Annotated in this window: 11 protein-coding genes; 8 read left to right on the top strand and 3 right to left on the bottom strand. The window is 64.2% G+C overall.

Annotated features, from left to right (window positions below):
• Positions 1-156 precede the first annotated feature (156 nt).
• The 3 genes from ACFC3J_RS20610 to ACFC3J_RS20600 are packed head-to-tail and all read left to right on the top strand — an operon-like array spanning position 157 to position 1,917.
• Positions 157-723: a hypothetical protein gene (locus ACFC3J_RS20610; RefSeq protein ID WP_375197867.1), complete on the top strand. Its 567-nt coding sequence runs from the start codon at positions 157-159 to the stop codon at positions 721-723.
• Positions 720-1,154, top strand: a complete 435-nt coding sequence (locus ACFC3J_RS20605; RefSeq protein ID WP_375197866.1) for a hypothetical protein — start codon at positions 720-722, stop codon at positions 1,152-1,154. Before ACFC3J_RS20610 ends, ACFC3J_RS20605 begins: the two co-directional genes overlap by 4 nt.
• Positions 1,144-1,917, top strand: coding sequence for an ImmA/IrrE family metallo-endopeptidase (locus tag ACFC3J_RS20600; protein WP_375197865.1), 774 nt, complete (start codon positions 1,144-1,146; stop codon positions 1,915-1,917). The genes ACFC3J_RS20605 and ACFC3J_RS20600 overlap by 11 nt, the downstream gene beginning before the upstream one ends.
• A 226-nt stretch (positions 1,918-2,143) precedes the next feature.
• Here ACFC3J_RS20600 and ACFC3J_RS20595 read toward each other — a convergent pair whose 3' ends face one another.
• Positions 2,144-2,467 (bottom strand): antibiotic biosynthesis monooxygenase family protein, encoded by a 324-nt coding sequence (locus tag ACFC3J_RS20595; protein WP_375197864.1) that lies wholly within the window; start codon positions 2,465-2,467, stop codon positions 2,144-2,146.
• Between the two features lie 105 nt (positions 2,468-2,572).
• Positions 2,573-3,226 carry a fructose-6-phosphate aldolase gene (gene fsa / locus ACFC3J_RS20590; protein WP_192665793.1) on the bottom strand — a complete coding sequence of 218 codons (654 nt, stop codon included), beginning with the start codon at positions 3,224-3,226 and terminating at the stop codon, positions 2,573-2,575.
• 52 nt (positions 3,227-3,278) lie between these two features.
• Here fsa and ACFC3J_RS20585 point away from each other — a divergent pair, with 52 nt between their 5' ends.
• The 3 genes from ACFC3J_RS20585 to ACFC3J_RS20575 all read left to right on the top strand — a co-directional run bounded on the left by ACFC3J_RS20585 (position 3,279) and on the right by ACFC3J_RS20575 (position 6,509).
• Positions 3,279-4,037, top strand: a complete 759-nt coding sequence (locus ACFC3J_RS20585) for a DUF2490 domain-containing protein (protein WP_375197863.1) — start codon at positions 3,279-3,281, stop codon at positions 4,035-4,037.
• A gap of 114 nt (positions 4,038-4,151) precedes the next feature.
• Complete coding sequence (locus ACFC3J_RS20580; protein WP_375197862.1) at positions 4,152-6,338, top strand: primosomal protein N'; 2,187 nt, start codon at positions 4,152-4,154, stop codon at positions 6,336-6,338.
• A 15-nt stretch (positions 6,339-6,353) separates the two neighbouring features.
• Positions 6,354-6,509, top strand: a complete 156-nt coding sequence (locus ACFC3J_RS20575) for a DUF1289 domain-containing protein (protein WP_375197861.1) — start codon at positions 6,354-6,356, stop codon at positions 6,507-6,509.
• Positions 6,510-6,521: 12 nt separating this feature from the next.
• On the opposite strand, the gene ada is transcribed toward ACFC3J_RS20575, so the two are convergent.
• The gene (ada, locus tag ACFC3J_RS20570) at positions 6,522-7,616 is read right to left on the bottom strand and encodes a bifunctional DNA-binding transcriptional regulator/O6-methylguanine-DNA methyltransferase Ada (protein ID WP_375197860.1); all 1,095 of its coding nucleotides are present in this window, start codon (positions 7,614-7,616) and stop codon (positions 6,522-6,524) included.
• Between the two features lie 115 nt (positions 7,617-7,731).
• Between ada and ACFC3J_RS20565 the strand changes: the two genes are divergently transcribed.
• Both ACFC3J_RS20565 and ACFC3J_RS20560 read left to right on the top strand, forming a co-directional pair.
• Positions 7,732-9,291: a S1C family serine protease gene (locus tag ACFC3J_RS20565; protein WP_375197868.1), complete on the top strand. Its 1,560-nt coding sequence runs from the start codon at positions 7,732-7,734 to the stop codon at positions 9,289-9,291.
• Positions 9,292-9,475: 184 nt separating this feature from the next.
• Positions 9,476-10,030: a F0F1 ATP synthase subunit delta gene (locus tag ACFC3J_RS20560; protein WP_375197859.1), complete on the top strand. Its 555-nt coding sequence runs from the start codon at positions 9,476-9,478 to the stop codon at positions 10,028-10,030.
• The last annotated feature ends 101 nt before the right edge of the window (positions 10,031-10,131 follow it).

Raw genomic sequence — 10,131 nt, 5'->3', positions numbered from 1 at the left:
TCGCGGAGCCCTGAATCACATCGCTGCCTGCCAATCAATGGGTCCTGAGCCTAGGCCGGATCCGGGGAGGTCTGCGGACAGAAAAAATATTTCGCGCGTCTTGTCCGCGCGTCCCTTCCCGACCAGCCTATGCATCAGGCAGCCCATGGGAGTGACGTGCACCACGACGTTCTTGGCCTTGAAGAAATCGGGATCGCCATCGCCGGCCTGACCGAGATCGACCTGATCCGCATGCGGCGGGCCGGAAGGTCATTCGCGTGGGGTTCCGCTCATGAGGTCAATGACCTGATCCAGGAAGCTATCCTGGCGGCATCGACTGGCCGCCGTAAATGCCCGCGTGAAGTGGCGTTCGTGAAATTCCTGACAAACGCCATGCGAAGCATCGCATCGGCGGCCCGGGAAGCAGAGCGCGTAGCAGGCGTCGACTACACGCTCGACGCCACTGGGACGGACGGAAATCCGATCGTCGTTCCCACCGGTGTCGAACCGGATGCGGAGACTGTTCGATTGCGGGCCGAAGACGTCGAACTCCGGATCGCCGAATTGCACGAGATCTTCGACGACGACGATGAGGCGATGCTCGTCATCCTCGCGCTGCTGGAACCACAAACCAAGGAGGAAATCATGTCGACCTACGATTTCACGGAGACGGGCTACGACACGATCCGACGTCGGATCCGTCGCAAGATAAGCGGGAGGTCTCCAAATCGGTGGACTTCGTGAGCCGGGACAAGAAACCCGACCCCACGCTGGACCGATTTCTCGACGAACTGACCGAAGATGTCATGAGCATGACCGACGCTGAACTCCTCGCCGAACTGGCTGAGGAAGGCACCGATCCGGTCGCCGAGGCACAGGCTGCGCGTGATGCAATCGCTGCCGGTCTGAACCGCGCCGGTAGGGCGAAACTCGAGGCGGCACGCGCGGCGGTCACTCGCGACCGGGCGGCACATGTCGTGCATCTGCCAGTCAGCAGTGACCGCCGGGCAGACGTGCTCGCGCGCTTTGCGAATGATGACGTGAAGCTCAAGTCCAGACTGACGATGGCCGCCCGCAAGGGTGAGGGGATCACGGCCAACGAAGCTGATGCGATTCTAAGGAACCTGCGTGAGCTTGGCGCCATCGACGATGACGGAAACCCGAGTGACGGATGACAGCCCGGCCGAGGCGCTGCTCCGATCACTCGGTGTCGAGGCCCCCGGCGACATTGACCTCGATGCCATCGCCTGGACCGTCGGCGCAAAGGTGCGCGAGGAGGAGTTGGAGAGTTGCGAGGCGCGCATCATCGGCTTCCGCGACCGTGCCATCATCACTGTCAGGAAGGACGGGGACCCTCGCCGCCGCCGATTTTCCATCGGCCACGAACTGGGGCACTGGATACACCATCGCGGTCGATCATCCATTTGTAGAACGAGCGAGATAGGCAACCCAGGAGCGGCCAGCCAGCTTGAGAAGCAGGCCGACAGGTTCGCAGCCGATCTGCTCATGCCGCGATATCTTTTCGCCTCCTCGCTCGCAGAAATGAAGAAACCCGACTTCGAAGGCGTCGATGCACTCGCAGGTCTCTACTCGACCAGTAGGATCGCAACCTCTCTTCGAATGGTCGACCTCGGCAATTGGCCTATCGTCCTGATCTGCCACTCCCGATCCGGAAGGCGCTATTTCAAGCGCAGCCATCTGATACCCGACCGCTGGTTCCCCAGGGAGGATGTCGACGCATCATCGCCATCCTTTCAGGTGCTGTTCGGAACCGTTGATCGCACTCGCCCCCAGAACGTATCCGCCAGTCTGTGGTTTGATCGGCGGGATGCCAATCGGTTCAACATCCTGGAGCAGTCGGTGAAAGCGCATGGCAACGAGATGCTGACGATCTTGACGCTTGCCGATCGGAAGATGCTCGCTGACACCTCAGCGTGACCGGCTGAGTGGACTTCGAGGCGCGGCAAGGCCCACGCTTTAATCCGTGAAAACCCAGAAAATTGCCCCTCGTAAATCCTTGGTTTCAGGGGATAGGTGACGACTGTGCAAATAAAGCACGAGTTAGGTGGCGCGTTGTGCAATCACCTCTTTGCAACTACCCCCAAAACCCGCCTTTCCGGTGACATCGCTGATGCAACCGGACATCCTTCAGCGCGCCGGATCTTCAGGAAGAACGCAGCAGCCGGTCCTCGATCACCGTCATGGTGAAGATGGGGTCAGCGTCGGGCGGCACTTCGGCAATGGCATCGACGAAGGCGGCGCGGGTTTCGGGATCGTCATAGACCATCTTCCGGTCGAAAGCGGCACGCCAGGTCGCTTCATCGGGCCATTCGGCATAGCCCACGAAGCGTCCGTCGGCGTCACGGTGCAGCCGCGATCCATAGCTGCCGTATCTTTCGCGGATAAGATCGGTTCCCCGCGCCCAGGCCTTGCGGAACTGTTCTTCCTTGCCGGGATGGACGCGCCACCAATAGACCGCGACGAACATTGCGCCTCTCCTTTGCCAGGAGAATGAGGCTCCCCGTCGAAGGTTGCGACAAAAAAAGCGCGCAGGACCGGCCTGCGCGCCTTTCTTCAAATGCCCGAAATCGGATCAGAGGACCGACTGGCCGGTCTTTTCCCAATCGGCCAGGAAACCGGCAATGCCCTTGTCGGTCAGCACATGGTTGAACAGCGCCTTGATGACCGAGGGCGGCGCGGTCATCACGTCGGCGCCGATCTTCGCGCTTTCCAGCACATGGATCGGGTGACGGACGCTCGCGACCAGAATTTCGGTGGCGAAGGAATAATTGTCGTAGATCAGGCGGATGTCCTCGATCAGCTTCATGCCGTCGAAGCCATTGTCGTCATGACGGCCGACGAAGGGCGAAATGAAGCTCGCGCCCGCCTTGGCCGCCAGCAGCGCCTGATTGGCCGAGAAGCAGAGGGTGACGTTCACCATCACGCCCTCGCTGGTCAGCGCCTTGCAGGTCTTGAGGCCGTCGATGGTCAGCGGCACCTTGATGCAGACATTGTCCGCGATCTTCCGCAGCACGGCGGCTTCCTTCATCATCGTCTCATGGTCGAGCGCGACGACTTCGGCCGACACCGGACCGTCCACGATGCCGCAGATTTCCTCCACCACTTCCAGGAACTTGCGACCCGACTTGTGGATCAGCGAGGGGTTGGTGGTAACGCCGTCCAGCAGGCCGGTGGCGGCAAGATCGCGGATTTCATTGGTGTCGGCGGTATCGACGAAGAATTTCATGGCACGGCTCCGAAGCGAAAGGATGGGCGAATCGCGCTCCCTTTAGCGGCTGATGGCGGACTTAGCCATTATTGCCGGTGCCCAAGCCTTTACCGATGCGCCTGCGCAATATTATGAGGCAGGCACCTTTCCAAAGGACCGATCCATGCCCCGCTTCCAGCCTTCCCGTCCTATATGGGGGGCGTCCGTTCTCATCGCAACGATCGCCGCCACGCCCGCCGCCGCGGCTACCAGCGAAACCCAGGGCTGGCTGACCGAATCGCTGATCGTCAGGGCAAGCGATGCCGATACCGTCACGCTCGACAGCAGCCAGCGCCTTCGCCGGGACAGGTCCGGCGGCGATCAGCAGACCGTGCGCGTTTCGATGGACCATCGCATCGCGACGGGGGTGCTGATCGGCGGGGGATTCGCCTATTTCCGCTCAGGACCGGAACAGGAGCAGCGCCTGTTTCAGCAAATGACGCTGACCAAGGGGATTTGGCTTGCGCGGACCCGGATTGAGCAGCGCTTCTTCGATACGGCCGACAGGGCAAGCTGGCGGTTGCGCCAACGGGTGCAGGCGTCGGTTCCGCTCGACCGCGCCGGTCAATGGACGCTGGTGGCGGCGACCGAACTGATGTTCCATCTCAACCGCGCGAGGCCGAGCGACAAGACCGGCCTGGCGGTCATGCGCAACCAGATCGGCCTGCGCCATCCGATCAGCAAGCTGCTGGACGCGCAGCTTCTCTACATGCGGCAACAGACCTTCCGCGACAGCCGCCCGGATGCGGTAGCCCACATTCCCTGGCTGACGCTCAGCTGGAAAATCTGATGCTTGCCTCATCCGCCCCAAGTTTTTGCTGCCGCATCGTTTGAAGCGGAAACGCAGTTCAGCGCAGCTAAAACCGGTTCCCACTTTCCCGCACGATGCTCTAGGGAGGGGGCAATGAGTTCGCGCGCCCGTGTCATCCTGCTGAACGCCGCCTTGGGGCCGCTCGACTATCGCGTGCCGCACGGGATGAGCGCCAAGCCCGGCAGCATCGTGGTGGCGCCGCTCGGCCCCCGCCAGATCGTCGGCGTGGTGTGGGATGAGGACAGCTTCCCCGATATCGAGACGGTGGGCGACAATCGCCTGCGCAACATCGTCGGCCCGGTCGACGCGCCGCCGGTGCCGGAAACGGTGCGCCGCCTGATCGAATGGACCGCGGACTATTATCTCGCCCCCATCGCCGCCGTGCTGCGGATGACGCTGGCTTCGATGGCCGCGCTGGAGGGGGCGCGAACCGTCATCGAATATCGCGCCACCGGCGACCTGCCGGGGCAACAGCTTGAGGGGCGCATGACCGAGCAACGCGCTCAGGCGATGGAGCGCATCGGCGAACGGCAGGGGCTGATCCGCGAGCTGGCGATGATCGGCGGGGTCAGCGACGCAGTGATTCGCGGGCTGATCAAGGCGGGGGCTTTCGAAGCGGTGGAAGTCAGTGTCGACACCCCCTTCCCCATGCCCGATCCTGATCATGCCCCGCCCGTCTTGTCCGACAGGCAGGGCGCAGCCGCCGACCAGTTCATAGAGGCGGTGAGGGAACGGGCCTTCGCGCCCTTCCTGCTCGACGGCGTCACCGGATCGGGCAAGACGGAGGTGTATTTCGAGGCCATTGCCGCTGCCATCCGGGACGGGCGGCAGGTGCTGGTGCTGCTCCCGGAAATCGCCCTGACGGAACCTTTCCTCGAGCGATTCGAAAGGCGCTTCGGCACGGTTCCGGTCAACTGGCACAGCGGCCTGCGCCAGAGCGAGCGGCGCCGGGCGTGGCGGGCGATCGCTGCGGGCGAAGCGCCGGTGGTGGTGGGCGCCCGCTCCGCCCTGTTCCTGCCCTATCCCAATCTCGGCCTGATCGTGGTCGACGAAGCGCATGAAGCCAGCTTCAAGCAGGAGGACGGGGTTCACTATCACGCCCGCGACGTGGCGGTGATGCGCGGGCTTATCGAGAAATTTCCGGTCATACTCGCCTCCGCCACCCCCGCCATCGAAACCCGGCATCAGGTGGAACTGGGCCGCTATCGCGAGATCAAGCTGCCCTCGCGCTTCGGCGGGGCGCAAATGCCCGCCATCGAGGAGGTGAACCTGCTCACCGACCCGCCCGAGCGGGGCCGCTGGATCGCGCCGCCGCTGGTCAAGGCGATCGACGAGAATATGGCGAAGGAGGAGCAGAGCCTGCTCTTTCTCAACCGCCGCGGCTATGCACCGCTGACGCTCTGCCGCCATTGCGGCTATCGCTTTCAATGCCCCAACTGCACCGCCTGGATGGTCGAGCATCGGCTGACCCATCGGCTCGCCTGCCATCATTGCGGCCATGTCGTCCCTGCCCCGCGCTTCTGCCCGGAGTGCAAGGAGGAGGATTCGCTGGTCGCCTGCGGCCCCGGCGTCGAACGGATCGCGGACGAGGTGAAGGCGCTCTGGCCCAATGCCCGCACGGCCATCGTCACCTCCGACACGCTCTGGTCCCCCGCCAAAGTCGCGGAATTCGTCAAATCGGTGGAAGCGGGCGCAGTCGACATCATCGTCGGCACGCAGCTCGTCACCAAGGGCTATCATTTCCCGAACCTGACGCTGGTAGGCGTGATCGATGCCGATCTGGGCCTGGAAGGCGGCGATCTGCGCGCATCGGAACGCACCTTCCAGCAGATCGTGCAGGTCGCGGGCCGCGCCGGACGCGGGCAGAAGCCGGGCCGCGTCTTCATCCAGACCCGCATGCCCGAAGCCGAAGTCATCAAGGCCCTGATCGCGGGCGATTCCGAACGATTCTACGAGGTCGAAACGGCCAATCGCCGCCACGCCAACGCGCCGCCCTTCGGTCGCTTCGCCGCGATCATCATCTCCAGCGAGGATGCCGACGAAGCCGCCGAGGTCGCCCGGCTGATCGGCAAGTCGGCGCCGCTGATAGAGGGGATGCGCGTCTATGGCCCCGCCCCCGCTCCGCTGTCGGTGCTCCGCGGGCGGCATCGCCACCGCCTGCTGATCCACGCGACGCGGCAGGTCGACGTGCAGGGTGCGATCCGCGAATGGCTGGGCAATCTCAGCTGGAAATCGGGAACCCGCGTCGCAGTGGACGTCGACCCCTACAGCTTCATGTGATGGCCTGAGACTCCCATGGAAAGCCCCTGCGTCAACATCTGCAAGCTCGACAAGGCGAAGCGCGTCTGCACCGGCTGCGGCCGAACGACCGACGAAATCCGCCGCTGGGCAGGCATGGGCAAGGCGCAGCGGCGCGCCATCATGGAGCGGCTGAAAAAACGTCCAAGCTGAACCCGGCCCGTTTCAAGCCCCGTCGAGAAACGATCGAAGCGGCCTCTCCCGCTCCAACAACGCCTGCTTGCGTTCCGTGCCATAGGCGTAGCCGCCCAGACTTCCGTCACTCCGCAAAACCCGATGGCAGGGGATAAGGACGGCAAGAGCATTCTCGCCGCAGGCCGTCCCCGCGGCCCGCACAGCGCCGGGCCTGCCGATGGCCGCCGCGATCTCGCCGTAACTCCGCGTCTCGCCCAGCGGGATGGCGCGCAGCGCAGCCCAGATCGCCTGCTGGAACGCCGTTCCGCAGACGTCCAGCGGGAGGTCGGGCGCATGGGCCGGGTCATCGATCAACCGCGCCACCTGCGTCGCCAGCCCCTCCAGCCGGGCATCGGCGGGCAAGATCTCCGCCTTGGGGAAGCGCCGTCGAAGATCCGATTCCCCTTCATCGAAACTGATGCGGCACAGGCCCCGCCCGGTCGCCGCGACAAGCATTGGGCCGAGGCCGGTCGCCACCACCTTATGGCGAATCACCACGTCCCGGCCGCCATCCTTCCAGGCGCTCGGCGTCATCCCCAGATGCTTTTCGGCATCCGCATAAGCGCGGCTGGGCGCATTATAGCCCGCTTCATAGATCGCCTGGGTGACGCTGCGGCCCTCGCCGAGCGCCGATTTCAGCCGCTCGGCCCGCAGCGACCGGGCATAGGCTGCTGGCGTCAGCCCGGTTTCCCGCTTGAACAGCCGATGAAAATGATGCGGCGCATAGCCGGCATGAGCCGCCACGGCCTCCAGCGGGGGCGGCGTTTCCGCCTCCGCGATAAACGCCCGCGCCATCTCCACCGCCAGCCGGTCGCGACCCACTTCATCAGGGCGGCAGCGCAGGCAGGCGCGAAACCCCGCCGCCCGCGCCGCATCAGCATCCGGCAGGAAGATCATGTTCTCGCGTTTCGGGTGCCGGGCCGCGCAACTCGGCTTGCAATAGATGCCGGTGGTCCGCACCGCACCGACAAACCGGCCGTCAAAGCCGCGATCCCGGCGCAAAAACGCGGCCCAGCAGGCATCCGGGTCCGGCATGGATCGGGTCAGGATTTCAGGAACGGCTTCAGGATTCAACATCTTGGTCATGCATATGGGATAGCCGTTTGAAAGACGCCAGACTTCCCGCCGTTTGCGTTCAAAAGCGGATTCGCGCATTTCCGCATTGCCTCAATCCCACCATCGCATATGAATGCCGCCAACCATGGTCGCCTTTCTCCGTCGCCTCGCCCTTTTCCTTATGCCCGCACTGGCGGTCTGCGCACCGCTCTCCGCGCACGCCGAACAGCAGGATATCGCCGCCGCCGCTCGCGGGGTGGTGCGCGTCGTGCTGGTCGCGACCAACGGCTCGGATGCCTATTTTGTTGGCCATGGCAGCGGCTTTGCCGTCGCGCCGGACAAGATCATCACCAATGCCCATGTGGTCGAACTGACGCGGGAGGAGAAGGATCTCGTCATCGGCGTCATCCCTTCGGAGGGGACCAGGACCTATGGCGGCAAGATCATAGCCTATTCGCCGGGCAATGACCTGGCGCTGATCCAGCTCGAGGAAGGCAGCCTGCCGGTCAGCACATTTTACGCCGGGGCGATCAGTGACGGCCAGCATGTCACCGCGATCGGCTATCCCGGCACGGTCGACCGCGCACAGGGCCTCGGCCTCAAGCAGTTGGTCGAGCCGCTCGGCACGGTGAAGACCAGCGGCACCGTCTCCTCTGGCCGGGCCAGCCAGAGCTTCGACACGGTGCTGCACACAGCGCCGCTGGCGGCAGGCAATAGCGGCGGACCGTTGGTCGACGATTGCGGCCGGGTGCTGGGCGTCAACAGCTTCGGCTCCATATCGGACGGCAATGATGCCGAATTCGGATTCGCCGTATCGTGGCGGGAGATCGCCTCCTTCCTGCGTCAGGCGGGCGTATCCTCGCTGCACACCGTCGTCCCGTGCCGCTCCATGGCGGAGGCGGACGCTGCCGAAGCCGCCCTCACCCAACGCGAGGAAGCGCGGAGCGAGCAGTCCGAGCGCGCCCGTGCCGATGCTCTCGAAGCCGCGATCACCAAGGCCCGCGACACGGCCGAACGCGATGTCATCTCGGCCCGCGAAAATGCGATGGCGGGCGCGGCGGTGCTGCTGGCGCTGGCAGTGCTGGGTCTGGGCGCGGGTGGCCTGTTCTACAGCCAGGGCCGGGAGAAGCGAGCGACATGGTGGCTGGCGGGCGGCGGCGTGCTGCTGTTCGGCGCGATCGGACTCTTCTTCCTGAAGCCCAGCTTCTCCAGCATCGATGAGCGCATCAAGCTGCCCGAGGACAGAAGCGTCACCGGCAACAACGCCTATGCCTGGGCAGGCGACAATGTCTGCAAGGTCGACCTCAACCGCAGTCGCCTCACCGTCTCGGAACCCAATGACATCGGCTTTCACTGGGCCGATGGCGGTTGCGTCGATGGCGGCACGCAATATCTTGCCTCCGGCACCGGCTGGCAGCGGGCGAAAGTACCCGACGACCATAATTTCGTAACCGTCAGCCGTTTCGACCCCGCCACCGGCACGCTGCGGGTCCAGCGCTGGCTGCCCGACCTCGACACCATGGCCAAGGCCCGCGCCCTGTTGAGGAACGGTCCGATCAAGGGATGCGGCAACGACTCCGCGCTGCTGGCGAAGATCGCCTCGCTCCAGACAGATCTCACCGCCCTGCTGCCGGCCCAGCCCAACGAGCGGATCGTCTATCATTGCCAAAAGGGGCGGCTCGCGCCGCCCGACGCCGGAAAATAGCCGATTCAGCCCATATAAAAACTCAGTCAAATCGCGATGTTTCCATCCTGACGGTCGAATCGCGTTCCATGACTTGCATAGTCACAATCCCACTGCTAACCGGCCCCCCAACAGGGGACCGGGACGGATCAGACCGCGCCCCCTTTTTGCATGACCGGCAAATGAAGTGGAGGACGGTAAGCGCGTGGAGACTACCGGCGGTATTCAGGCCAGCCTCAGCGGCCGCTATGCGGTGGCGCTGTTCGATCTGGCCCGCGACGGCAAGACGCTCGACACCGTCGCAGCGAGCTTGGCCGCGCTCAAGGCAGCATTGGCCGAATCGGCTGATTTCAAGGGGCTGATCAACAGCCCCGTCCTCAGCCGTGACGCACAGGGCAAGACGATCGCCGCAGTCGCATCCTCCATGGGTATCGACGCGCTGACGACGAATTTTCTGGGCGTCCTCGCCCAGAACCGTCGCCTGTCGCAGCTGCCAGCGGTCATCCGCGCCTATGAGACGCTTCTGTCGAATCACAAGGGCGAGGCCCGCGCCGAAGTGACGAGCGCCCATCCGCTCGACGCCAGCCAGATCACCGCTCTGCAAAAGAGCCTCAAGGCCCGTGTCGGTCGCGATGTCGCGGTCGACGCCAGGGTCGATCCCGCGATCCTCGGCGGGCTGGTCGTCAAGATCGGCAGCCAGATGATCGACTCCTCCATCCGCACCCGTTTGAATAGTCTCGCCCTGGCGATGAAAGGCTGAACATGGATATCAACGCCGCAGAAATTTCGAAGGTCATCAAGGACCAGATCGCCAATTTCGGCACCGAAGCGCAGGTGAGCGAAGTCGGTTCCGTGCTGACC

The organism is Sphingobium sp., assembly GCF_041987595.1.
Lineage (GTDB): Bacteria > Pseudomonadota > Alphaproteobacteria > Sphingomonadales > Sphingomonadaceae > Sphingobium.
This window is presented reverse-complemented; position numbering and strand designations above follow the sequence as displayed.

Coding starts and splice junctions, on each gene's coding strand:
- ACFC3J_RS20565 (WP_375197868.1), top strand. CDS start 7,732: ATGGTCGCCTTTCTCCGTCGCCTCGCCCTTTTCCTTATGCCCGCACTG.
- ACFC3J_RS20585 (WP_375197863.1), top strand. CDS start 3,279: ATGGCGGACTTAGCCATTATTGCCGGTGCCCAAGCCTTTACCGATGCG.
- ada (WP_375197860.1), bottom strand. CDS start 7,616: ATGACCAAGATGTTGAATCCTGAAGCCGTTCCTGAAATCCTGACCCGA.
- ACFC3J_RS20595 (WP_375197864.1), bottom strand. CDS start 2,467: ATGTTCGTCGCGGTCTATTGGTGGCGCGTCCATCCCGGCAAGGAAGAA.
- ACFC3J_RS20575 (WP_375197861.1), top strand. CDS start 6,354: ATGGAAAGCCCCTGCGTCAACATCTGCAAGCTCGACAAGGCGAAGCGC.
- fsa (WP_192665793.1), bottom strand. CDS start 3,226: ATGAAATTCTTCGTCGATACCGCCGACACCAATGAAATCCGCGATCTT.
- ACFC3J_RS20580 (WP_375197862.1), top strand. CDS start 4,152: ATGAGTTCGCGCGCCCGTGTCATCCTGCTGAACGCCGCCTTGGGGCCG.